Raw genomic sequence first — 22,204 nt, forward strand, 5'->3', positions numbered from 1 at the left:
GCACCCCGCCCGGCGCGGCGCGCAGCAGCCGCCCCCGCCGCCAGGCGGCCGGCGGGCCGCTGGGCCGCCCACGCCGCAGCCGTACGGCACGCACGGAACCGGTTCGGGGCAGGGCCACGGCCCGCGCCAGGGCATGGGACAACCCCCCCGTCAGGGTGCGGGTGCTGGCGCGGGGGGCCGCGCGGGTACGGGGGGCCGGTCCCGCGGGGCCGAGCCGCCGTACCAGGGGCGGGCAGCCGCGCGCCGTGCCGCCCAGGCCACGCAGAAGGGCGGCCGCCGCCGTGGCGCCACGGACGCGCAGGGCGGCCGCGGTGGGGGCCAGCCCCCGAAGAAGCGCATCATCGATTACCCCCGTTGGGGGAAGGACGGATGGCGCCGCTGGATGCCGTCCTGGAAGCTCGCCTCCGGGCTGTGCCTGTTCTTCTTCGGCAGCCTGGTCGCGGTCGCGGGCGTGGGCTACGCGATGGTGGGCATCCCCAACGAGAACGACGCCGCCAAGTCGCAGAACAACGTCTTCTACTGGGCCAACGGCAGCCGCATGGTGGCGACCGGCACCGGTGCCAACCGGCAGAACGTGACGCTCTCCGACATCCCCAAGGCCATGCAGAACGCGGTGATCTCCGCGGAGAACAAGAGCTTCTACGAAGACTCCGGCGTGGACCCCATGGGCGTCGGCCGGGCCCTGTTCAACATGGCGAAGGGCGGTGACGCGCAGGGCGGTTCGACGATCACCCAGCAGTACGTCAAGAACACCTACCTGAGCCAGGACCAGACGGTCAGCCGCAAGTTCAAGGAGCTCTTCATCTCCATAAAGGTGGGGACGAAGCTCGAGAAGCCCGACATCCTGCAGGGCTACCTGAACACCTCGTACTACGGGCGGAGCGCCTACGGCATCCAGGCGGCCGCGCAGACCTACTACGGCGTCGACGCCGACAAGCTCACCCCGAGCCAGTGCGCCTTCCTCGCCGCGCTGCTCAAGGGTCCGACGTACTACGACCCGGCCGGTGCCACGAACATCGACAGCACCGCGACGGCGAAGGCGAACCGGGTCCGCTCCGAGGAACGCTGGAAGTGGATCCTCGGCGAGATGTACAAGGACGGCAAGCTCAACAAGGATGAGTACACCGAGGCCGTCAGCAAGTACCCGATGCCGCAGGGCCTCAAGGCGACCGCCGGCATGAGCGGTCAGATCAGCTACCTGGTCGACATCGCCAAGAGCTACGTGCTGAGTCACTCGGACATCAGCCAGAGCCAGCTGGACAAGGGCGGTTACGAGATCCACACGACCTTCGACCAGAAGAAGGTCGAGTCGCTCAAGAAGGCCGTCGACAAGGTCCGCAAGGACAACATCAACCCGAAGAAGCGCGACGCCGACAAGTACGTCCAGTTCGGCGCGGCGTCCGTGGTACCGGGTGACGGCAAGATCGTCGCCATCTACGGCGGCGAGGGCTACGAGCACGGCCAGTTCAACAACAACGCCAACACCACGGGTGTCCCCGTCGGCTCCACCTGGAAGCCGTTCGTCCTGGCCGCGGCGATGCAGTACGGCACCAACCAGACCAACGGCGTCGGGCTGTCGCCGCAGAGCAAGTACAACGGCAACGACCTGCTCAAGATCAAGGACCATGAAGGCAACTGGGTCCTGAAGAAGGACGGCAGCGTCTTCAAGCAGAAGAACGAGAGCGGGTACCCCTGGGGCTACATCACGCTGCGCAAGGCGATGGAGCAGTCCATCAACACCCCCTTCGTGCAGCTCGGCGAGGACGTCGGACTGCCCAAGGTGGCCGAGATGGCGAAGAACGCGGGTGTGCTGGATTCGAGCTTCGAGTCCCTGAACGCCTCGTTCTCGATCGGTACGTCCAAGCCGTCCGCCATCCGCATGGCCGACGCCTACGCGACGTTCGCCTCGTCGGGCACGCAGGCCGAGCCCTACTCCGTCACCAAGGTGGTCGCGGGCGGCAAGGTCCTGCCGGGCTTCGGCAAGCCGAAGATCAAGCGGGACGCGATCGACAGCAACGTCGCCAACAACGTCACCGACGTGCTGCAGAACGTGGTCAAGAACGGCACCGGTCAGAAGGCCCTGGCGGTCGGCCGCACGGTGGCGGGCAAGACGGGTACCACGGACAGCGAGAAGGGAACCAGGTCCGCCTGGTTCGTCGGGTACACCAAGCAGCTGTCGACCTCGGTGGTCCTGTTCCGGGAGAACCCCAAGAAGCCCGGTCTGATCGGCATGGCGGGCACCGCGGGGAAGGACTCCGCGCACGGTGGTGAGATGCCGGCGGAGGTCTGGGCGAAGTACATGAGCGAGGCGCTCTCGGGGAAGGACGAAGGCTTCCCGGACCCCGGGAAGGTCGGCGAGGTCAAGGACCAGGCCGGCGCCCCGTCGGCGAGCCCCTCGGTCTCGGCCAGCCCGACCGAGTCGGCGACCACGAACCCGACCCCGACCGCCACGCGGCCGCAGGGCAAGCCGACCCCGACGGACACCAGTGACTGCAAGCCCTGGCAGTGGCAGTGCCAGGACGCCGGTGGGACCACCGACGGTGGCACCACAGACGGCGGGTCGAGCGGCTCACCGACACCGACCGTGTCCTCCAGCAGTACGAGAGGCAATGGAGGCAACGGCAACGGTGGGCTACTCGGAGGCAGTGGCGGTTAACCGCCCCGGGTCCCGTCGAGAGTGAACCCGCGGCCGCGGAGGGCAGCACGCCCTCCGCGGCCGCGGGCGTTCCCGCCGGGTGGAGGGCTGCGTGGGGATCCGACGCTCCGCGCGTGGCGATGTAGGGCAGGATGTGGCCCATGACGATCGTGCGCGAAGACCCCCACCACGAGGCCTCGGAGGCCGAGGCGGTCGTGCCCCCGACCCGCGAGGACCCGGTCGCCGTGGCCGGGAGCGAGGTCATCGGCGGCCCGCTCGGCCGCTTCGCGGCCGTGGGGCGGCGGGGGTGGTGGAACCCCCTGCGCGTGGTCGTGCTGGTCGCGATCGGGATGTTCGCGCTGGGCATGGTGCAGAAGCTGCCGTGCTACGACAGCGGCTGGTTCTACGGGGCGAACGCCCAGTACAGCCACGCCTGCTACTCCGACATCCCGCACCTGTACTACGGCCGGGGCTTCGCCGACGACCTCGTCCCGTACTTCGACCGCATCCCGGACACGGTCTCCGGCGGCATGGGTTACCTGGAGTACCCGGTCCTGACGGGGCTGTTCATGGAGGTCGCCTCCTGGCTCACCCCGCACGGCGGCACGATCCAGCACCGGGAGCAGATCTACTGGCTGGTCAACGCCGGGATGCTGCTGGTCTGCACCGCCGTCATCGCGGTCTGCGTCGCCCGGACCAACCGGCGCCGCCCGTGGGACGCGCTGTTGGTCGCGCTGGCGCCCGCGTTCGCGCTGACCGCGACCATCAACTGGGACCTTTTCGCGGTCGCCCTCGCGGCGGCCGGGATGATGCTGTGGTCGCGCAACCGGCCGCTGGCCGCGGGCATCCTGATCGGGCTGGCGACGGCCGCCAAGCTCTACCCGGTGCTGCTGCTGGGGCCGTTGTTCCTGTTGTGCCTGCGGGCCGGGAAGCTGAAGGCCTGGAGCGCGGCGGTGGGCGGTGCCGCGGTGGCCTGGTTCGTGGTGAACCTTCCCGTGATGCTGCTCGCCCGGGACGGCTGGGCGAAGTTCTACACCTTCAGCCAGGAGCGGGGCGTCGACTACGGCTCGGTCTGGCTGATCATCTCCCAGCAGACCGGCAAGTCCATCGACGGCGCGAACTCCTACGCCATCGCGCTCATGCTGCTGTTCTGCGCCGGCATGGCGGGGCTGACCCTCTTCGCCCCGCGGCGCCCGCGCTTCGCGCAGCTGGCCTTCCTCGTCGTGGCCGCCTTCATCCTGACCAACAAGGTGTACTCGCCGCAGTACGTGCTGTGGCTGGTGCCCCTCGCGGCGCTCGCCCGGCCGCGCTGGCGGGACTTCCTGATCTGGCAGGCGGCCGAGGTCATGTACTTCCTCGGGATCTGGTCGTACCTGGCGTACACGACGGGCGGCAACAGCAAGGGCCTGCCCCAGGACGGCTACCACCTGGCCATCGCGGCGCACCTGATCGGGACGCTGTACCTGTGCGTGGTCGTCGTCCGCGACATCGTCTTCCCCGAGCGCGACGCGGTCCGCCAGGACGGCTCGGACGACCCCTCGGGGGGCGTGCTGGACGGGGCGGAGGACGCGTTCGTGCTGGGGCGGTCCCCGCACCAGCCCCGGCACGCGGCGCCGCTGCAGGGCGGGCCCGAGGACGGTCACGGCTACGGCGAGGCGCGCCCGGTGCAGTGGGGCGTGGACCCGGCGCCGCCGGCCCCGCCCCACTGAGGGGAGGGGACGCCCGGGGCGTTCAGCGGTCGACGACGCGGTCGAACGTGGTCGTCGTGTGCCGCAGGTGCGCCACCAGCTCGTCCCCGACCGCCGGGGGCGCCACGTCGCCCGGCAGGAAGAGGATCGACACCTGCATGTGCGGGGGCTCGGCGAACCAGCGCTGCTTGCCGGCCCACACGAAGGGCGACAGGTTGCGGTTGATGGTGGCCAGACCGGCCCTCGCGACGCCCTTGGCGCGCGGCATGACGCCGTGCATGGCCTTGGGGGCCTCCAGGCCCACCCCGTGCGACGTACCGCCCGCCACGACGACCAGGTGGCCGTCCTCGGAGGCCTTGTTCTGGCGGTAGCCGAAGCGCTCGCCCTTGGCGATGCGGGTGACGTCCAGGACGGCGCCCCGGTACTCGGTGGCCTCGTGGTCGCCGAGCCACAGCCGGGTGCCGATCCGGGCGCGGAAGCGGGTCTGCGGGAACTGGTTGCGCAGCTGGGTCAGCTCGCCGGCCTTCAGGTGGCTGACGAACATGGTGTGCAGCGGCAGCCGCGCCGCGCGCAGCCGTTCCATCCAACGGAAGACCTCCTCCACCGCGTCGGAGCCGTCGGTGCGGTCCAGCGGCAGGTGGATGGCGAAGCCCTCCAGGCGGACGTCGTCTATGGCCGAGTGCAGCTTGACCAGGTCGTCCTCGCTGACGCCGTGGCGCCGCATGCTGCTCATGACCTCGATGACCACCCGGGCGCCGACCAGGCCGCGCACGCCCTCCACGGAGGACACGGAGCGGATGGCGCGGTCCGGCAGGGGCACCGGCTCCTCGCCCAGCCGGTACGGGGTCAGCACCAGCAGGTCGCCCCCGAACCAGTCCTTGATCCGGGCGGCCTCGTACGTCGTGCCCACGGCGAGGACGTCCGAGCCGAGCCGGATCGCCTCCTCGGCCAGGCGCTCGTGCCCGAAGCCGTACCCGTTGCCCTTGCAGACGGGGACCAGCCCGGGGAACTGCTCCGCCACGGACTGCTGGTGCGCACGCCAGCGCGCGGTGTCGACGTACAGGGTGAGCGCCATGGCCGGAACGAGGACCTTTCTGCGGTGTCTGCGGTCGGTCGGGCAGGTGGGTCAGCGGCGGGACATGTAGATGTCGAGCGCCTTGTGCAGGAGCTTGTTGAGCGGGAAGTCCCACTCGCCCAAGTATTCGGCAGCCTGCCCGCCGGTGCCCACCTTGAACTGGATGAGACCGAAGAGGTGGTCGCTCTCGTCGAGCGAGTCGCTGATGCCGCGCAGGTCGTACACGCTCGCGCCGAGCGCGTAGGCATCCCGCAGCATCCGCCACTGCATGGCGTTGCTCGGCCGGACCTCGCGCTTGTGGTTGGCCGAGGCCCCGTACGAGTACCAGACGTGCCGGCCGACGACGAGCATCGTCGCGGCGGCGACCGCCTCGCCCTCGTGCTGGGCGAAGTACAGCCGCATGCGGTTGGGGTCCTCGGAGTTGAGGACCTGCCACATGCGCTGGAAGTAGGACAGGGGCCGCGGGCGGAAGTGGTCGCGCTCGGCGGTCACCTCGTACAGCTGCTGCCACACGGGGAGGTCGTCGTAGCTGCCCTGGACGACCTCGACGCCGGCCTTCTCGGCCTTCTTGATGTTGCGCCGCCACAGCTGGTTGAAGCCCTTCTGGACGTCGTCCAGGCTGCGGTTCTCCAGCGGGACCTGGAAGACGTAGCGGGGCTGCACGTCGCCGAAGCCGGCGCCGCCGTCCTCGCCCTGCTGCCAGCCCATGCGGCGCAGCCGGTCGGCCACCTCGAAGGCGCGGGGCTCGATGAAGGTGGCCTCGACGTCGCGCAGGCGCTTGACGTCCGGGTCGGCGATGCCGGACTTGATGGCGGCCGCGTCCCAGCGGCGGATGACGACCGGCGGGCCCATCTTCACGGAGAACGCGCCCTGCTGCTTCAGGTGCGCCAGCATCGGGCGCAGCCACTCCTCCAGGTTGGGCGCGTACCAGTTGATCACCGGGCCCTCGGGGAGGTACGCGAGGTAGCGCTTCACCTTGGGCAGTTGCCGGTAGAGCACCAGGCCGGCGCCGACCAGCTCACCGGTCTTGTCGTCGAACCAGCCGAGGTTCTCCGAGCGCCACTCCGTCTTGACGTCCGCCCAGGCGGGAACCTGGCAGTGGCTTGCCGAGGGCAGGCTCTGGATGTACGCCAGGTGCTGTTCCCGACTGATGGTCCTCAGGGTCAAGCTCATGCGGGGCGCTCCCCATCGCTGCGGCTACGGCATTGCTGACTGCACTACTGCGCCGAAGCCTACTGCGAACGGCGAACGCCCCCGCGAGGGCTGTGGACAACTCGGTCCGCGGCTTCGCCCGGCGGGGGCCGGGAACGGAGGGCTAGGACACCACCCCGCCGAAGAGGCCGCCGTGGGCCATGCCGATGTAGAAGCCGACCGCGGCCAGCCCCATGCCGATGATGAAGAAGAAGCGCTCGGCCGTGGTCGCGGAGCGGTACTGCCCGACGGCGCCCACGAGGATGCCGACCAGGCCGGCCCAGGAGCTGAGCAGGTGCAGCCCGCTCCAGAACGCCGCGATGGAGGAGATCAGGCCGAGCACGACGGTCGCGACGGCCAGGGTGTTCTCCACCGGGTGGGGTCGGCCGTCCGAGTTGAGGGTGCTGAGGATCCGCTGGTAGAGACGGCTGCCGGTGGTGGGTCGCACTGCCTGTGCCATAGGGCACCTCCGTGATGGAGAGGTGGCGCATCGTAGCGCCGGACACACCCGATGTGTACAGATTGCGGGCTTCCGGGGCCGGATTTCAACCGGAAGCCACGAGGCGGGTAGTGTGTACCGTCTGCACCGGTGTCTGTGCAGGTCCACACGACGGTCCCGAAGGGCCTTCGGGGAGTGATCCCCGGAACGCCGCGGGCGTTGTCGGTGGGCCGCGATACCGTTGCGACGCGATGCAAACCCTCCTGCCACGGAAACGCCGTGGCCGCTGAGTCCAAAGGAGGTGGGTTCCACATGCGTCACTACGAGGTGATGGTGATCCTCGACCCCGATCTCGAGGAGCGTGCTGTCTCCCCGCTGATCGAGAACTTCCTCGGCGTCGTCCGCAATGGCGGCGGCAAGGTCGAGAAGGTCGACACCTGGGGCCGTCGTCGTCTTTCGTACGAGATCAAGAAGAAGCCCGAGGGCATCTACTCGGTCATCGACCTCAACGCCACTCCTGAGGTCGTCAAGGAGCTCGACCGTCAGATGAACCTGAACGAGTCGGTCCTCCGGACCAAGGTCCTCCGTCCCGAGACCCACTGAGCCTGACGGCTCAGGCAGTCGGGAAACCGAGAAGCCAAGCAAAGCCGAGAGGTCACTCACCATGGCAGGCGAGACCGTCATCACGGTCGTCGGCAATCTCGTCGACGACCCCGAGCTGCGCTTCACCCCGTCCGGTGCGGCGGTCGCGAAGTTCCGTGTCGCGTCCACTCCCCGCACCTTCGACCGGCAGACCAACGAGTGGAAGGACGGCGAGAGCCTCTTCCTCACGTGCTCGGTCTGGCGGCAGGCGGCGGAGAACGTGGCCGAGTCGCTCCAGAAGGGCATGCGCGTCATCGTGCAGGGCCGTCTGAAGCAGCGCTCGTACGACGACCGCGAGGGCGTCAAGCGGACGGTCTACGAGCTGGACGTCGACGAGGTCGGCGCCAGCCTGCGCAGCGCGACCGCCAAGATCACCCGGGCCAGCGGCGGCGGCGGTGCCTCGCGCGGCGGCCAGGGCGGTTACGGCGGCGGCGGTGGCGGCCAGGGCGGCGGCTGGGGCGGTGGCCCCGGTGGCGGCCAGGGCGGTGCGCCCGACGCCGATCCGTGGGCGACCGGCGCTCCGGCCGGTGGTGGCCAGGGCGGCGGTGGCGGCGGCTGGGGCGGTGGCTCCGGCGGCGGCGGCGGTTTCTCGGACGAGCCGCCCTTCTAAGGGCGGCGGCGTACCAAACTTCTTGATCACACTGGAGAGAGACAATGGCGAAGCCGCCTGCTCGCAAGCCTAAGAAGAAGGTTTGCGTGTTCTGCAAGGACAAGATCACCTACGTCGACTACAAGGACACGAACCTGCTGCGGAAGTTCATCTCCGACCGCGGCAAGATCCGTGCCCGCCGGGTCACCGGCAACTGCACCCAGCACCAGCGCGACGTCGCCACGGCCGTGAAGAACAGCCGTGAGATGGCGCTGCTGCCCTACACCTCGACCGCTCGCTAAGGAAGGGTGACCGAGCAATGGCGAAGATCATCCTCACCAACGAGGTCAGTGGCCTCGGTGCCGCCGGCGATGTCGTCGAGGTCAAGAGCGGCTACGCCCGCAACTACCTGATCCCGCGCGGCTTCGCGATCGCGTGGACCAAGGGTGGCGAGAAGGACGTCGAGCAGATCCGCCGCGCGCGCCGGATCCGTGAGATCGCGACCGTCGAGCAGGCCAACTCCTTCAAGGCGCAGCTCGAGGGCGTCAAGGTCAAGCTGTCGACCCGCGCGGGCGACGCCGGCCGGCTGTTCGGTTCGGTGACCCCGGCCGACATCGCCGCCGCCGTCAAGGCCGCGGGCGGTCCGGACGTGGACAAGCGCCGGATCGAGATCGGTTCCCCGATCAAGACGCTGGGCTCGCACAAGGTGTCGGTGCGTCTGCACCCCGAGGTCGAGGCCGCTCTCGACGTCGAGGTCGTCGCTTCCTGACACTCGCGCACCGCGTGAACGCCGGGCCCGGAACCGCGAGGTTCCGGGCCCGGCGTCGTTCACGTACGGGAGCCGTGCGGAAGGCGTGCGGGATGACCTGCGGGTCAGGCGCGTACGGCGCCGGTGACGGCCCACTTCCCCGAGCGGGCGCGCCAGTGGAGGCCGGCCAGCCGGGTGAGCATCATCAGCCCCATCGCCCACCACAGGGCGGTGAGTCCCCCGCCCAGGGCCGGTACGGCCAGCGCCACCGGGGCGAAGACGGCGAGGGTGACGACCGTCGCCCAGGCCAGGTAGGTGCCGTCGCCGGCGCCGATGAGGACCCCGTCCAGCACGAAGACCACGCCGCAGACCGGCTGGGAGAGCGCCGCCACCAGCAGGACGGTCGTCAACTGGGAGCGCACGGCCGGGTCCGGGGTGAACAGCGGGGCGATCAGCGGCCGGGAGACGGCCAGGAGCAGGCCGATCACCATGCCGGAGGCGATGCCCCACTGCACCATGCGGCGGCACGCGGCCCGGGCCCCGGCCACGTCGTCGGCGCCGAGGTAGCGGCCGATGATGGCCTGACCCGCGATGGCGATGGAGTCCAGGGCGAAGGCCGCCAGCGACCAGAGGGTGGTGGTGATCTGGTGGGCGGCGACGGAGGCGTCCCCGAGCCGGGCCGCGACCACGGTGGCGAGCAGCAGGACGGCCCGCAGGCTCAGGGTGCGGATCAGCAGGGGCGTCCCGGCCTGGGCGCAGGCGCGGATGCCGGCGAGGTCGGGCCGGAGCGAGGCGCCGTGCCGGCGGGCGCCGCGGACCACGACGGCGAGGTAGACGGCCGCCATCGCGTTCTGGGCGATGACGGTGCCCCAGGCGGAGCCGGCGATGCCGAGGCCGGCGCCGTACACCAGCACCACGTTGAGCACGGCGTTCACGGCGAAGCCGCCGACGGCGACGTAGAGCGGGGTACGGGTGTCCTGCAGCCCGCGCAGCACACCGGTGGCCGCGAGGACGACGAGCATCGCGGGGATGCCGAGGGCGCTGATCCGCAGGTAGGTGACGGCGTAGGGCGCCGCGGTTCCCGAGGCGCCGAACAGGTCGGCGAGGGCGGGTGCCGCGGGGACGGCGACGGCGACCGCGGCGGCGCTGATGAGGAGGGCGAGCCAGATGCCGTCCATGCCCTGGCGGATCGCCGCGGGCAGGTCGCCCGCGCCGACCCGGCGGGCGACGGCGGCGGTGGTGGCGTAGGCGAGGAAGACGAAGACGCCGACGAGGGTGGTCAGCAGGGCGCCCGCGACACCGAGCCCGGCGAGCTGCGACGTGCCGAGGTGGCCCACGATCGCGCTGTCGGCCATGAGGAAGAGCGGTTCGGCGACCAGCGCGCCGAAGGCGGGCAGCGCGAGGCCTATGATCTCGCGGTCGTGGCGGCGTACGGCCTGCTGGGGGGAGTGTTCGGCGACCTGGGGCACCCGGCAAGGGTAATCATCCACATGTAAGGGACGCAAGGCAATGCAGCCTCTTACTTGCGGCTGCACAGGGTGATCTCCTCCGTGCCGTTTGTCGTGATCTTGGGCCGAGCGGGCAAGTTTTTCTTGTCCACAGTGGGTGGATGAAGAAAGCGCAGGTCAACCACGTGATCATTGCGTGATTGTGTGCTTGTCCACCGCACTGTCCCCCGCCCTGTACACAGCTGGAGCGGGCTTCTCCACAGGTAGGGGCGGTTCTTCAACAGGTCATCCCCAGCCCCTGTGGATAACCGTCTTGGCTGTGGGCCCCGCGGACCCCTACCGTGGGGCGTCGCCCGACGTGCCACAGGTGTGTCCGGGCGGCTGATTGTCAGAGCCGTGGCGTAGGAAATGGAACACGACGCAGCGGTCCGCGCCGGAGGGGAGGAGGTGGCAGGGGGGTGAGCCAGCCCGAACCCGCGGACGACCATTGGGGGAGCGAGCCGCCGTTCCCGCCGGACGGTCCCGGTGACCGCCTGCCCGTCTCCCGCTTCCGCCGGAGGGACGAGCGGGACCGCGACCGCGACCGTGACGACGACCGCGGAGCGGCCGGCTTCGAACGCGTACCCCCGCAGGACCTGGACGCCGAGATGTCGGTGCTCGGCGGCATGCTGCTGTCCAAGGACGCCATCGCCGACGTCGTCGAGGTGCTGAAGGGCGCCGACTTCTACCGGCCCGCCCACGAGACCATCTACGCCGCGATCCTCGACCTCTACGCCCGCGGTGAGCCCGCCGACCCCATCACCGTCGCCGCCGAGCTGACCAAGCGCGGTGAGCTCGTGCGCGTGGGCGGGGCCCCCTACCTGCACAGCCTCGTCAACGCGGTGCCCACCGCCGCCAACGCCGAGTACTACGCGGAGATCGTGCACGAGCGCGCGGTCCTGCGCCGGCTCGTCGAGGCGGGCACGCGCATCACGCAGATGGGGTACGCCGCCGACGGCGACGTCGACGAGATCGTCAACTCCGCGCAGGCCGAGATCTACGCCGTCACCGAGCAGCGCACCAGCGAGGACTACCTCCCGCTCTCCGAGATCATGGAGGGCGCCCTCGACGAGATCGAGGCCATCGGCTCGCGCAGCGGCCAGATGTCCGGGGTGCCCACCGGCTTCGCCGACCTGGACTCCCTCACCAACGGCCTGCACCCGGGCCAGATGATCGTCATCGCCGCCCGTCCCGCGATGGGCAAGTCCACGCTCGCGCTGGACTTCGCCCGCGCCTGCTCGGTCACCAACGGCATGCCCAGCGTCTTCTTCTCCCTCGAAATGGGCCGCAACGAGATCGCGATGCGCCTGCTGTCCGCCGAGGCCCGGGTCGCCCTGCACCACATGCGCTCCGGCAACATGACCGACGACGACTGGACGCGGCTGGCCCGCCGGATGCCGGACGTCTCCGCGGCGCCTCTCTACATCGACGACTCGCCGAACCTGTCGATGATGGAGATCCGGGCCAAGTGCCGTCGGCTCAAGCAGCGCAACGACCTCCGTCTGGTCGTCATCGACTACCTCCAGCTGATGCAGGCGGGCGGTTCGCGCCGGCCCGAGAGCCGTCAGCAGGAGGTCTCCGACATGTCCCGCAACCTCAAGCTCCTGGCGAAGGAGCTCGAGGTGCCGGTCATCGCGCTCTCCCAGCTGAACCGTGGCCCCGAACAGCGCACGGACAAGAAGCCCATGGTCAGCGACCTGCGTGAATCGGGCTCCATCGAGCAGGATGCGGACATGGTGATCCTGCTGCACCGCGAGGACGCCTACGAGAAGGAGTCCCCGCGCGCGGGCGAGGCCGACCTGATCGTCGCCAAGCACCGCAACGGCCCCACGGCCACCATCACCGTGGCCTTCCAGGGCCACTACTCGCGCTTCGTGGACATGGCCCAGACCTGAGCCGTCCGCGGGCGGGATCCGCCGTGCGACCTCCGCGCGGCAGGACGGCGGCTCAGCCCAGGGCCACCATCAGCGGTGCGTGGCGGCGGTGTTCGTCGCCGGGCAGATCACGGTCACCGAGCACCATGAGGGTGTTGGGGAAGACGGGGGCCACGCCGTGCTCCGCGGCCCAGCCGTCGAGACCGCCGGGGGTGCCGGTGCGCAGGTCGAGGCGGACGGGTGTGCCCGCGTCGCGGGTGATCGCGCCGATCAGCCCCTTGGCCCCGGCCGCGCTCCCGGTGACGACGGGACCCACGACCAGGGTGTCCGCGTTCAGCCAGGCCGAGGCGTAACCGGTCAGGACACCGTCCTCCTCGGCGACCAGGACGCGTTCGGCGAACCGCGGCAGGTCGCGCAGGAGGGGTGAGCGGTCCGCGCCGAACACCTCGGCGTCGAGGGCGAGCAGGGCCGGCAGGTCGGCATCGGTGAAGGGCCGCGGCTGCGCGGCGGCGGGACCGCCGGTCCCGGCGGGCACCCGCGGGGCGAAGCGGCCGCGGTGGGTGACGACGGTGCCGACCGCCCGGAAGCCGAGCTTCTCGTAGAGGGGGCGGCCGCGGTCGGTGGCGTGCAGGGTGACGGTGTCGTCGCCCGCCTCGGCCAGGACGTGGGTCATGATCCGACGCCCGAGGCCCTGCCCCTCGTACCGGGCCGCGACCAGGACCATGCTGACCGCCGCCAGGCCGCCCGCGTAGCGCGTCAGGACGGTGGTGGCGGCCAGGCCGTCGCCGTCGGGGGCGTCGATGCCGTAACCGGTGCCGTGGGTGAGCAGGAAGCGCCACTTGTGCTCCTCAGCGCCCCAGTCGCGGCTGACGGCCAGCGCGCTGCAGGCGGGGAGGTCGGCGGGGGTGAGGCGGCGCACGGGGGCCGTGGGGGATGTCATGCGGGCAGCGTGCCGTGGCGGCGGCGGGCGGCACCCATAGTTTTCCCCTATGGGCATCGGCCGAGGCCTGGCTATCCTCCGGGAGTGACGCTGACCTTGCCCGGCCTGCGGGCGTTCGTGGCGGTGGCGCGTACGGGCTCGTTCTCGGCGGCCGCGCGGCAACTCGACGTACGGCAGCCCACGGTGAGCGAGTCGGTGCGCCGGCTGGAGGCCGCCGCGGGGCGGCCGTTGCTGGTGCGGAACCGCGAGCGGGCCGAACTGACCGACCTGGGACGACGGATCCTGGCCCACGCGGTGGCGGCGGTCGACGCCGCGGACGAACTCGAGGGGCTGCTGGACGGGGCGTCCCGGCCGTTCACCGTGGGCTTCCTGGGGGAGGCGGCGGCCGGCCGCACCCGGGAGCTGCTGGACCTGGTCCAGGCCCGCGCCCCGGGCGACGTGCGGCTGCGGCGCTACGACTTCGACGACCCCTCCTGCGGGCTGCTGGACGGACACTCCGACCTGGCCATCGTGTGGCCCCCGTTGGACGCCCCGGGACTGGGGATGGTGACCGTCTCCAGCGACCGGCGTTGCGTGGCGCTGCCCGCGACGGACCCGCTGGCCCGCAGGACCGAGGTCGCGCCCGCCGAACTGGGCGGCAGGACCTGGGTGGTGCCGCGGACCGGGGACGCGGCCTACGCCGGCTTCCGTCACCCGTCGGCCGTGGGCGTCGCCCACGTGGCCGGGACGGTGCCGTCGGGGTCGCTGGAGGAGACGCTCGAACTCGTGGCGGCGGGGCGGGGTTGCGCACTGGCGAGCACGGCGACCGACGAGCACTACGCGCGGTCGAACGTGGTGATCGTGCCGCTGGCCGGGGACGTGCGCTGCACGGTCGCGCTGGCCTGGCGGGCGGCGGACCGCAGGCCCGCGGTCCGCGGGGCGGCGGAGGACGCCGCCCGGTTGTTCGGAGGGACGCCGCCGGGAACCGGCCGGGCGGCGGGTGACGAGGGAGGGACCGCGTGGGACGGCTGCACATCTTCGACATGGACGGGACGCTGATGCACGGCTCCTCGGCGAGCATGGAACTCGCCCGGGAGCTGGGGCTGGTGGCGGAGTTCCGCGAGCTGGAGCACGCGCTCGGGCGGGGTCTGCTGGACCCGCCGGGCTACGCGGAGCGGGCGTACGAGCTGTGGCGGGCGCTCACCCGGGCGCAGGTGGCGGCGGCGTTCGAGGGCGCCCCGTGGCTGGCCGGGATACGGGAGGTGTGGGCGGACATCGCCGCCCGCGGGGAGCACTGCGCGGTGGTGTCGCTCTCCCCGGACTTCTTCGTGCGCCGGCTGCTGGAGTGGGGGGTGCACGCGGTCCGGGCGTCGGCCTTCCCGGAGGTCCCGTTCGGCCCGGCGGCGGGCCTGGACGTGGCGGGGATCCTGCTGCCGGAGACGAAGGTGACGGCGGCGGACGAGCTGTGCGCCCGGTACGGGGTCAGCCGCGCGGAGTGCGTGGCGTACGGGGACTCGCTGTCGGACACGGCGCTCTTCGCGGCGGTGCCGGTGTCGGTCGCGGTCAACGGGGACCACCACGTGAGCGGGCTGGCCAGCCATGCGTACACGGGGCGCGATTTGCGTGAAGCGTATGCGCTGGTCGTGGGCTGAATACGTGACGGTGGAACTGTGGTGATCGTCACGGGAATTGAGTGACGGTTGTGAAAGCAGTGACTCGGGGTAGGGTCGTCAGGGTTCCGCGGCAGCGGGGCTTCACATTCGGCCGAGCTTAACGGGATCGGTAACCGCGTTTCCCGTACTTCCGGCTATTTGTCCGGACGGCGTGAAGTCCTGGCAGGCTTTCCGCGCAGGATGTGTGGCCGATGTACGGACACCGACCGGGAGAAGCTCGAGGCGAAGCTGACCATGGACGCTCTGACCACGAACGCGGCCGAACCGGGAAAGGGAGCCGGGGCTGGGTCCTCCGGATGGTTCACGCCGCACACACCCCCTGACGGGCCGAGACCCCACCACGAGGGCGGGGACGGCGGCGAGCCGAGCCGCCCGGTACGGCCCATCAGGCCGGTGGGCACGGGAGCCGGGCGGAGCACCGGCCCCGGCCCGGCGCTGCCGCGGCCCGGCCCCCCACAGGACGCGCCGGGGCCGCGGCACCATCCGGAGCCGCCGGACCGGCAGCCCCCGCCCCGGGCGGAGGCCCGGCCTCGGTCGCGGCAGCCGAGCGCGGACGCACTGCTCATCCGGCGGACGATGGAGGAGGTCGCGCCCGTAGCCGACAAGACGACGTCGTATTTCTATGCACTTTTGTTCATACGGCATCCGGAGTTGCGCGAACTCTTTCCGGCCGCGATGGACGCGCAGCGCGACCGATTGTTGAAAGCGCTCCTCACCGCCGCGGAACACATAGACGACGCCGAGATACTCACCGAATACCTGTCCCACCTGGGCCGCGGCCACCGGAAATACGGCACCCGGCCCGAGCACTATCCGGCCGTGGGGGAATGCCTGATCGGGGCGCTGACCCGGTACGCCTCGGCGGTCTGGAACGACGAGGTCGAGGCGGCCTGGGTGCGTGCCTACACGGCGATCTCGCAGATCATGATCGACGCGGCGGCGGCCGACGAGAAGCACGCGCCGCCCTGGTGGCAGGCGGAGATCGTCAGCCACGAACCGCGCACCTCCGACATCGCGGTCCTCAGCGTCCGCCCCGACCAGCCCTACCCCTTCCTCGCGGGCCAGTACACGACGCTGGAGACGCCCTGGTGGCCGCGGGTCTGGCGGCACTACTCCTTCGCCAGCGCCCCCCGCCCGGACGGCCTGCTGGTCTTCCACGTGAAGGCCGTGCCGGCCGGCTGGGTCAGCGGGGCGCTGGTCCACCGGGCCCGACCCGGCGACGTGCTGCGGCTCGGTCCTCCGGGCGGCTCCATGGTCGTGGACCACAGCACCGACAACGGACTGCTCTGCCTGGGCGGCGGCACCGGCATCGCCCCCATCAAGGCCCTGGTCGAGGACGTCGCCGAGCACGGCCGCCGCCGTGCCATGGACGTCTTCTACGGCGCCCGCAGCGACCACGACCTGTACGACCTGGACACCTTGGTGGGGCTCGCCCGGCGCCACCCCTGGCTCTCGGTGCGCCCCGTGGTCTCCCACGGCCGCGGCGAAGTGGGGCTGCACGGCCCGCTCCCCGAGATCGTGCGGCAGTACGGCCCCTGGCCCGAGTACGACGCGTACCTCAGCGGGCCGCCCGGGATGATCCGCAGCGGCGTCGACACCCTCGTGCGCAGCGGCATGCCCTCCCAGCGCATCCGGCACGACCTGATCGAGGAACTGGTCGCGGCCGGCGACTGAATCCGCTCCGCCCACGCCCCCCGGGGCCCCCACCACCCCCCCACGAGGAGAAACGTTGCCGCAGGAACGTCCCGGAAGTGCGGGAGAGCACCGCGTCCAGGAGGAGATGGGCACGGCCGACCGCGCGGACCGCTTCTACACCGAACAGGTGCTGGACCACCTCAACCCGCTGATGCGGGAGTTCACCGAGCGGCAGGAGATGTTCTTCCTGTCCACGGCGGACGCCCGGGGGGAGTGCGACAGCACCTTCAGGGCCGGCCCGCCCGGCTTCCTGACCGTGCTGGACGAGCGGACCCTGGTCTACCCCGAGTACCGGGGGAACGGCGTGATGGCCTCGCTGGGCAACCTGCGCGAGAACCCGCACGTGGGCATCCTGATGCTCGACTTCACCCGGGACCGGATCGGACTGCACGTCAACGGCCGCGCGCGGGTGGTCCCGGACGGCGCGATGCGCGCCCTGCACCCCTGGCTCCCGGTGGACGCGGTGCCCGGCCGCAGGCCTCAGCTGTGGGTACGGGTGAGCGTCGTGGAGGCGTACGTCCACTGCTCGAAGCACATCCCGCGGATGGCGAAGGTGCCCCTGCAGGGCGGCCGGGCCTGGGGCACCGACGACGTGCGGCGCAAGGGCGGCGACTACTTCCGGGCGGCCGCCGACGCCGCGCACTCCCGCACCGAGCGGCCCGGCGGCGCGGGCCCGGGTTGGTTCGGCGTCTGAGGCCGCCCCGGTCGGCCCGGGGCCGGCCGGGCCGCCCCGAGGTCAGCCGAGGTCGGCCGAGAGCAGTCCCAGCACGCCTTCGATGTTGCCGTCCAGGTAGTGCCGCAGGGTCAGCGGAACGATCTCCACGGAGGCGAGCCCGACCCGGCTGAAGGGCACGCGGACCACGTCGTACGTCCCCGAGGGCTCGTCCACCTCGGGGCCGTGCCGCCGCGAGGGGTCCATGGAGGCCAGCCGGCACACGAAGAAGTGCTGCACCTTCACGCCGTGCGAGCCGTCCTCGCCGATGTGCTCGACGGTGTCGACGAAGGCCGGAACGACGTCGGTGACCTTGGCGCCGAGCTCCTCGTCCAGCTCTCTGTGGAGCGCCTCGACGATGGTGGCGTCCTCGGCCTCGACCCCGCCGCCGGGGGTGACCCAGTACGGGTGGAGCCCGGGCTTGGTGCGCTTGATGAGCACGAGGGAGTCGCCGTCGAGCAGGATGGCACGGGCGGTGCGCTTGACCACCGGCCGGGTGGCCGGGGCGGTCGGTGCACCGCCCCTGGCAGGTGCTTCGATGTCCGGGGGCATGCCTGAGATCTGCCGCGGCGCGGGAGGCGGCAAACGCTTCCGGGACGGCGAATCGGAACGCCGCGTTCTCGCGGAGGTCACCCGCCGTACGCCGGGCGCGCGGTCACCAGGCCGCGGAGGAGCGCATCAGCTGCTCGTGCACCCGCGCGATGTGCGGCAGCGCGAGCGTCCCGGCGCGCACCGAGACGAAGTACGTGCGCAGGGGTGGCACCGGCGGCTCCAGGAGCGCCTTGGCGGCGCCCGCCGTGATGGCCTCACAGCACAGGTAGCGCGGCAGGACGGCCATGCCGACCCCGGCGACCACGCACTCCAGGACCGCCCTCAGGTCGGGCACGACCACGGCGGGGACGATGGCAGGGGTGGTGTCGAAGACCGCCGACCAGTAGTGGTCGATCAACGGCATGCCCTCGTCGTAGGAGATCACGGGGATGTCGTCGAGGACCTGTGCCCCGTGGGTGCGCACCGCGAGCGGGCCGCCGATCCGCTCCTGCCAGACGGGCGCGGCCACGAGTATCTGCTCCTCGTCCCACAGGGCGCTGGCGGTCAGCAGCCGGTCGCGCGGCCGGAGGGTGCCGATGGACAGGTCGTGGTGGCCCGCGGCCAGGCCGGCCAGGGCCTCGTCCTCGCCGGCCAGCGCGATCCGCAACTGCAGGCCCTCGGCGACCAGCGGGGCGAGGGCGGGGAGGGCGCGCAGGGAGGTGAAGGTGGGCGGCCCGGCGAGGTGCAGGGTGCGGTTGCCCGACTCCTCGTCGAGGTCCGCCTCGGTTATCTCCAGGAGGGCGTCGAGGTGCGGGGCCACCCGGTGGGCCAGGTCGTCCCCGACGGGGGTCGGGGCGACGCCGCGCGGCAGGCGCAGGAACAGAGGGCGGCCCACCTGCCGCTCCAGGCTGCGGATCTGGCTGGTGACGGCGGGCTGCGACAGTCCCAGCAGCTGGGCGGCCCTGGTGAAGGAGCCGGCCCGGTGCACGGTGACGAACGTGCGCAGCAGAGCCAGATCCATGGAACCGCTCCCTCCCGGCCACCGGTACGACCCCAACATATAAATATATCGATAGGTCTGTATCGCAACTGTGATTGGACACTGACGCAGAGTCAACTAGCCTTGTTCGAGCGGATCTCCGCGCGTAAAGCCAGGGTGGTCCGAGCCACGAGGGGGGAGGCTCGGGCCACCCATTCTGCGTAGGTCCCTCTACGTAGATATATCTGTTTGAGATGAACGGGCGGGGTCAGCGCGCGGCGGCGTCCAGGGCCTGCGTCACGTCCCGCAGGATGTCGGCCGCGTCCTCCACCCCGACCGAGAAGCGGACGAAGCCCTCGGGGACCGCGTCGCCGCCCCAGCGCGCCCTGCGTTCTGCGGTGCTGGTCACGCTCCCGAAGCTGGTGGCCTCGGTCGTCAGCAGCAGCTCGGACAGGAAGCGCTCGGCGTGCTCCTTGTCGGGCAGCGTGAAGGACACGACGCTGCCGAACCGGGTCATCTGCGCGGTCGCGACGGCGTGCGCCGGGTCGTCCACCAGACCCGGGTGACGGACGTCGGTCACCTCGGGGCGCCGGCGCAGCGCGGAGGCGAGCTCCAGGGCGTTGGCGGCCTGCTTGTCCACCCGCAGCGCGAGCGTGGACAGCGAACGGTGGGCCAGCCAGGCCTCCATGGGACCGGGGATCGCGCCGACCGTCTTGCGCCACATCCGCACCCCGGCGGCGAGCTCGGGCCGACGGGTGGTCACGTAGCCCAGCAGCAGGTCGCCGTGGCCCGACAGTGCCTTGGTGCCGCTCGCCACCGAGAAGTCCGCGCCCAGGTCGAGCGGACGCTGGCCGAGCGGGGTGGCGAGGGTGTTGTCGACCGCCACGAGCGCGCCCGCGGCGTGCGCGGCGTCGGCCAGCCGGCGGATGTCGCACACGTCGAGGCCCGGGTTGGACGGCGTCTCGATCCACAGCAGCCGGGCGTCCTCCAGCACCTTCAGCTGGGCGTCGCCTGCGGTGGGCGCCAGGCGCACCGAGACCCCGTAGTCCTCCAGGCGGCCCTGGAGGGTGCGGGTCGCCTGGTAGCAGTCGGAGGGCAGCACCACGGTGTCGCCGGAACGCACCTGCGAGAACAGCACGGAGGAGATGGCGCCCATGCCCGAGGCGAAGGCCAGCGTCTGCGCGGGGACGTCCGGGGACTCCAGGGCGGAGATCGCCTCCTCCAGCCGGGTCCAGGTGGGGTTCTCGTCACGGCCGTAGGTGTACGGGCCGGTGACGTCGCCCGGCAGGTGGAAGTGCGCGGCGAACACCGGGCCGGGCAGGGCCGGCTCGTGCGGCCGGGCCGGCGGGCGGCCCGCGTGCACGCTGCGGGTGCTGTCCCCGGGTCTGCTCTCGTACTCCGTCATCGCCCTCTCCTCGCTCTCCCCGTCTTCGCGAACGTACAGGCGGAAGATACCGGTGTACGGGCCAACGAACACGGCCGTCCGCTAGGCGGACGCGAGGGCCTCACGGGCGGCCCGGCCCGCGGCGGCCCCGTAGCCCGCCCCGAACAGGACGGCGTGCACCAGCAGGGGGTGCAACTGGTGCAGCGGCACCCGTTCCCGGCGGCCGGGCAGCGGCCGGACCTCCTCGTACGCGGCGAGCACCCGCTCCAGGTGCGGGCAGCCGAACAGCTCCAGCATCGCCAGGTCGGCCTCGGGGTGCCCGCCCTGCGCCGCCGGGTCGACGACGCGGGCGCGGCCGTCGGCGGCGTACAGGACGTTGCCGGACCACAGGTCGCCGTGGATCACCGCGGGCGGTTGCGGGGGGCCGCCGATCCGCGGCAGCAGCTCGCAGACCCGCTCGACCGCGCGGACGTCGGCCGGTGTCACGGCCCCGTCGTCGGCGGCCTGCCGCAGGAAGGGCAGCAGCCGCCGGCCGGCGTGGAAGGAGGGCCAGTCCCCGGGGGAGCCGGGCGCCTGCCCGGAGCCGGACGACGGCAGGGGGAGCGAACCGATGTAGGCGGGGTGCGCCGTCCCGTACCCCGGGGCGGGGACCCGGTGGAGGGCGGCGAGTTCACGGCCCAGGCGCTCGGCGGCGGCCGGGGTGGCGGGGCCGGGCTCGACCCACTCCAGGACGAGCGTGCGGTCGTCGGCGGCGAGCACCTCCGGTACGGCGACCGTGCCGGTCCCGCCCAGCAGCCGCAGGCCCGCGGCCTCGGCGGCGAAGAAGCCCGGCGGCGCGTCCGCGAGGGACTTGGCGAAGACCGTGCCGCCCGAGCGGCGCCGCAGCCGTACCGCCCGGCAGATGGAGCCGCCGCCCACCGGGCCGAGCTCGGTCACCGGCTCGCCCAGCAGGGCGGCGACCCGGTCCGCGGGTCCGGCCGGACGGGTCACGGCGTGGGCGCGGGCTCGCCGAGGGCGTCGCGTACGGCCTCCAGCAGGCCGTCGGCGGCGGCCTCGCACATCTCCAGGCACTCCTCGAAGCCGCCGATGTCCCCGTAGTAGGGGTCGGGCACGTCCAGGCCACGGCCGTCCGCCCCGGCGTCCGCGCCGGGGTCGTAGGAGCGCAGCAGCCGCACCTTGGCGGCGTCCTCCGCGGTCGGCGCCAGCCGGCGCAGGTCCCGCAGGTGGCCGGAGTCGAGGGCGATCACCAGGTCGAGCCCGGCGAACCACTCGGGCTGGAACTGGCGCGCGATGTGCTCGTGCCCGTACCCGGCCGCGCGGAGCACGGCCACGGTGCGGTGGTCGGCGCCGTCGCCCTCGTGCCAGGAGCCGGTCCCCGCGCTGTCCGCGACGACCAGGGCGCCGAGTCCGGCCTCCTCGACACGGGCGCGGAAGACGGACTCGGCCATCGGCGAACGGCAGATGTTGCCGGTGCACACGAAGCACACCCGCAGCGGGGTGCGGGAGGACGGAGCGCTCATGGGCTCCATGATGCAGCCCCGGGGTCAGTCCTCGTCCGGCAGGACCATGTTCAGGGCCCAGGAGACGATGCTGATGATCAGACCGCCGAGGAACGCCGCCCAGAAGCCCTCGACGTGGAAGTCCAGGTCGAGCTCGCCGGAGATCCAGGAGGTGAGCAGCAGCATCAGGGCGTTGACGATCAGCGTGAACAACCCGAGGGTGAGCACGAGCAGGGGCAGCGAGAGCAGTTTCACCAGCGGCTTCACCAGCCAGTTCACCACGCCGAAGACCAGGGCGACGAGGATGAGGGTGAGGGCCTTGTGCGCGGTGTCGTCACCGGTGAGCGTGATGTTGCCCACGAGCCAGATGGCCACCAGCAGGGCCCCGGCGTTCGCGAGCGTCTTGACGACGAAGTTCATCATGGCTGAGATCGTCGCAGAAGT

The 22,204-nt window shown here is 71.7% G+C and carries 22 protein-coding genes; 11 read left to right on the forward strand and 11 right to left on the reverse strand.

What is annotated here, in order from left to right; translation table 11 throughout:
* Positions 1-382: 382 nt before the first annotated feature.
* Together PV410_RS38400 and PV410_RS38405 are read left to right on the forward strand one after the other, a co-directional pair.
* Positions 383-2,656, forward strand: a complete 2,274-nt coding sequence (locus tag PV410_RS38400) for a transglycosylase domain-containing protein (protein ID WP_500330921.1) — start codon at positions 383-385, stop codon at positions 2,654-2,656.
* Positions 2,657-2,796: 140 nt separating this feature from the next.
* Positions 2,797-4,344: a glycosyltransferase family 87 protein gene (locus tag PV410_RS38405; protein ID WP_500330922.1), complete on the forward strand. Its 1,548-nt coding sequence runs from the start codon at positions 2,797-2,799 to the stop codon at positions 4,342-4,344.
* Positions 4,345-4,366: 22 nt separating this feature from the next.
* Here the strand turns inward: PV410_RS38405 and PV410_RS38410 are convergent, their stop codons facing one another.
* The 3 genes from PV410_RS38410 to PV410_RS38420 all read right to left on the reverse strand — a co-directional run bounded on the left by PV410_RS38410 (position 4,367) and on the right by PV410_RS38420 (position 7,049).
* Positions 4,367-5,398 carry an alanine racemase gene (locus PV410_RS38410; protein ID WP_499512908.1) on the reverse strand — a complete coding sequence of 344 codons (1,032 nt, stop codon included), beginning with the start codon at positions 5,396-5,398 and terminating at the stop codon, positions 4,367-4,369.
* A 51-nt stretch (positions 5,399-5,449) separates the two neighbouring features.
* Positions 5,450-6,571, reverse strand: coding sequence for a lipid II:glycine glycyltransferase FemX (locus tag PV410_RS38415; protein WP_500330923.1), 1,122 nt, complete (start codon positions 6,569-6,571; stop codon positions 5,450-5,452).
* Between the two features lie 142 nt (positions 6,572-6,713).
* Positions 6,714-7,049, reverse strand: coding sequence for a hypothetical protein (locus PV410_RS38420; protein WP_499512910.1), 336 nt, complete (start codon positions 7,047-7,049; stop codon positions 6,714-6,716).
* Positions 7,050-7,340: 291 nt separating this feature from the next.
* Between PV410_RS38420 and rpsF the strand changes: the two genes are divergently transcribed.
* The 4 genes from rpsF (at position 7,341) to rplI (ending at position 9,028) form a co-directional block, all read left to right on the forward strand.
* The gene (gene rpsF / locus PV410_RS38425) at positions 7,341-7,631 is read left to right on the forward strand and encodes a 30S ribosomal protein S6 (protein ID WP_361791024.1); all 291 of its coding nucleotides are present in this window, start codon (positions 7,341-7,343) and stop codon (positions 7,629-7,631) included.
* A 61-nt stretch (positions 7,632-7,692) separates the two neighbouring features.
* On the forward strand, positions 7,693-8,280 hold the full coding sequence (locus PV410_RS38430) for a single-stranded DNA-binding protein (RefSeq protein ID WP_500330925.1): 588 nt from the start codon (positions 7,693-7,695) through the stop codon (positions 8,278-8,280).
* Positions 8,281-8,324: 44 nt separating this feature from the next.
* Complete coding sequence (rpsR, locus tag PV410_RS38435) at positions 8,325-8,561, forward strand: 30S ribosomal protein S18 (RefSeq protein ID WP_026250812.1); 237 nt, start codon at positions 8,325-8,327, stop codon at positions 8,559-8,561.
* Positions 8,562-8,578: 17 nt separating this feature from the next.
* The gene (gene rplI / locus PV410_RS38440; protein ID WP_089225418.1) at positions 8,579-9,028 is read left to right on the forward strand and encodes a 50S ribosomal protein L9; all 450 of its coding nucleotides are present in this window, start codon (positions 8,579-8,581) and stop codon (positions 9,026-9,028) included.
* A 104-nt stretch (positions 9,029-9,132) separates the two neighbouring features.
* Here rplI and PV410_RS38445 read toward each other — a convergent pair whose 3' ends face one another.
* Positions 9,133-10,476: an MATE family efflux transporter gene (locus PV410_RS38445; protein WP_500330927.1), complete on the reverse strand. Its 1,344-nt coding sequence runs from the start codon at positions 10,474-10,476 to the stop codon at positions 9,133-9,135.
* Between the two features lie 437 nt (positions 10,477-10,913).
* On the opposite strand from PV410_RS38445, the gene dnaB reads away from it, so the two are divergent.
* Entirely contained in the window at positions 10,914-12,389 is a 1,476-nt protein-coding gene (dnaB, locus tag PV410_RS38450) for a replicative DNA helicase (protein ID WP_499512913.1), read from the forward strand.
* Between the two features lie 52 nt (positions 12,390-12,441).
* Here the strand turns inward: dnaB and PV410_RS38455 are convergent, their stop codons facing one another.
* Positions 12,442-13,308 (reverse strand): GNAT family N-acetyltransferase, encoded by an 867-nt coding sequence (locus PV410_RS38455; RefSeq protein WP_500330928.1) that lies wholly within the window; start codon positions 13,306-13,308, stop codon positions 12,442-12,444.
* Between the two features lie 84 nt (positions 13,309-13,392).
* Here PV410_RS38455 and PV410_RS38460 point away from each other — a divergent pair, with 84 nt between their 5' ends.
* The 4 genes from PV410_RS38460 (at position 13,393) to PV410_RS38475 (ending at position 17,349) form a co-directional block, all read left to right on the forward strand.
* Positions 13,393-14,346: a LysR family transcriptional regulator gene (locus tag PV410_RS38460; protein ID WP_500330930.1), complete on the forward strand. Its 954-nt coding sequence runs from the start codon at positions 13,393-13,395 to the stop codon at positions 14,344-14,346.
* Positions 14,307-14,939, forward strand: coding sequence for an HAD family hydrolase (locus PV410_RS38465; protein ID WP_500330932.1), 633 nt, complete (start codon positions 14,307-14,309; stop codon positions 14,937-14,939). Before PV410_RS38460 ends, PV410_RS38465 begins: the two co-directional genes overlap by 40 nt.
* A 255-nt stretch (positions 14,940-15,194) precedes the next feature.
* On the forward strand, positions 15,195-16,634 hold the full coding sequence (locus PV410_RS38470) for a globin domain-containing protein (protein WP_500330934.1): 1,440 nt from the start codon (positions 15,195-15,197) through the stop codon (positions 16,632-16,634).
* 55 nt (positions 16,635-16,689) lie between these two features.
* Entirely contained in the window at positions 16,690-17,349 is a 660-nt protein-coding gene (locus tag PV410_RS38475; RefSeq protein ID WP_500330936.1) for a pyridoxamine 5'-phosphate oxidase family protein, read from the forward strand.
* Between the two features lie 42 nt (positions 17,350-17,391).
* On the opposite strand, the gene PV410_RS38480 is transcribed toward PV410_RS38475, so the two are convergent.
* From PV410_RS38480 to PV410_RS38505, 6 genes are all read right to left on the reverse strand, one after another.
* A complete protein-coding gene (locus PV410_RS38480) occupies positions 17,392-17,919 on the reverse strand; it encodes an NUDIX domain-containing protein (protein WP_500330938.1) in 528 nt (175 codons plus the stop codon).
* 103 nt (positions 17,920-18,022) lie between these two features.
* Entirely contained in the window at positions 18,023-18,919 is an 897-nt protein-coding gene (locus PV410_RS38485) for a LysR family transcriptional regulator (RefSeq protein WP_499512920.1), read from the reverse strand.
* Positions 18,920-19,145: 226 nt separating this feature from the next.
* Complete coding sequence (locus PV410_RS38490; protein ID WP_500330941.1) at positions 19,146-20,282, reverse strand: cystathionine gamma-lyase; 1,137 nt, start codon at positions 20,280-20,282, stop codon at positions 19,146-19,148.
* A gap of 81 nt (positions 20,283-20,363) precedes the next feature.
* Positions 20,364-21,251: a fructosamine kinase family protein gene (locus tag PV410_RS38495; RefSeq protein WP_500330943.1), complete on the reverse strand. Its 888-nt coding sequence runs from the start codon at positions 21,249-21,251 to the stop codon at positions 20,364-20,366.
* Positions 21,248-21,781: a low molecular weight protein-tyrosine-phosphatase gene (locus tag PV410_RS38500; RefSeq protein ID WP_500330945.1), complete on the reverse strand. Its 534-nt coding sequence runs from the start codon at positions 21,779-21,781 to the stop codon at positions 21,248-21,250. Before PV410_RS38500 ends, PV410_RS38495 begins: the two co-directional genes overlap by 4 nt.
* Before the next feature lie 24 nt (positions 21,782-21,805).
* Positions 21,806-22,183 (reverse strand): phage holin family protein, encoded by a 378-nt coding sequence (locus tag PV410_RS38505; protein ID WP_500330947.1) that lies wholly within the window; start codon positions 22,181-22,183, stop codon positions 21,806-21,808.
* Positions 22,184-22,204: the final 21 nt, after the last annotated feature.

Source organism: Streptomyces sp. PA03-5A, assembly GCF_033792725.1.
Classification (GTDB): domain Bacteria; phylum Actinomycetota; class Actinomycetes; order Streptomycetales; family Streptomycetaceae; genus Actinacidiphila.

Bases quoted from the DNA above. Each gene is read 5' to 3' on its own strand.
- PV410_RS38400 (WP_500330921.1), top strand. From the start codon at position 383: ATGCCGTCCTGGAAGCTCGCCTCCGGGCTGTGCCTGTTCTTCTTCGGC.
- PV410_RS38405 (WP_500330922.1), top strand. From the start codon at position 2,797: ATGACGATCGTGCGCGAAGACCCCCACCACGAGGCCTCGGAGGCCGAG.
- PV410_RS38410 (WP_499512908.1), bottom strand. From the start codon at position 5,398: ATGGCGCTCACCCTGTACGTCGACACCGCGCGCTGGCGTGCGCACCAG.
- PV410_RS38415 (WP_500330923.1), bottom strand. From the start codon at position 6,571: ATGAGCTTGACCCTGAGGACCATCAGTCGGGAACAGCACCTGGCGTAC.
- PV410_RS38420 (WP_499512910.1), bottom strand. From the start codon at position 7,049: ATGGCACAGGCAGTGCGACCCACCACCGGCAGCCGTCTCTACCAGCGG.
- rpsF (WP_361791024.1), top strand. From the start codon at position 7,341: ATGCGTCACTACGAGGTGATGGTGATCCTCGACCCCGATCTCGAGGAG.
- PV410_RS38430 (WP_500330925.1), top strand. From the start codon at position 7,693: ATGGCAGGCGAGACCGTCATCACGGTCGTCGGCAATCTCGTCGACGAC.
- rpsR (WP_026250812.1), top strand. From the start codon at position 8,325: ATGGCGAAGCCGCCTGCTCGCAAGCCTAAGAAGAAGGTTTGCGTGTTC.
- rplI (WP_089225418.1), top strand. From the start codon at position 8,579: ATGGCGAAGATCATCCTCACCAACGAGGTCAGTGGCCTCGGTGCCGCC.
- PV410_RS38455 (WP_500330928.1), bottom strand. From the start codon at position 13,308: ATGACATCCCCCACGGCCCCCGTGCGCCGCCTCACCCCCGCCGACCTC.
- PV410_RS38470 (WP_500330934.1), top strand. From the start codon at position 15,195: ATGGACGCTCTGACCACGAACGCGGCCGAACCGGGAAAGGGAGCCGGG.
- PV410_RS38480 (WP_500330938.1), bottom strand. From the start codon at position 17,919: ATGCCCCCGGACATCGAAGCACCTGCCAGGGGCGGTGCACCGACCGCC.
- PV410_RS38485 (WP_499512920.1), bottom strand. From the start codon at position 18,919: ATGGATCTGGCTCTGCTGCGCACGTTCGTCACCGTGCACCGGGCCGGC.
- PV410_RS38490 (WP_500330941.1), bottom strand. From the start codon at position 20,282: ATGACGGAGTACGAGAGCAGACCCGGGGACAGCACCCGCAGCGTGCAC.
- PV410_RS38500 (WP_500330945.1), bottom strand. From the start codon at position 21,781: ATGAGCGCTCCGTCCTCCCGCACCCCGCTGCGGGTGTGCTTCGTGTGC.
- PV410_RS38505 (WP_500330947.1), bottom strand. From the start codon at position 22,183: ATGATGAACTTCGTCGTCAAGACGCTCGCGAACGCCGGGGCCCTGCTG.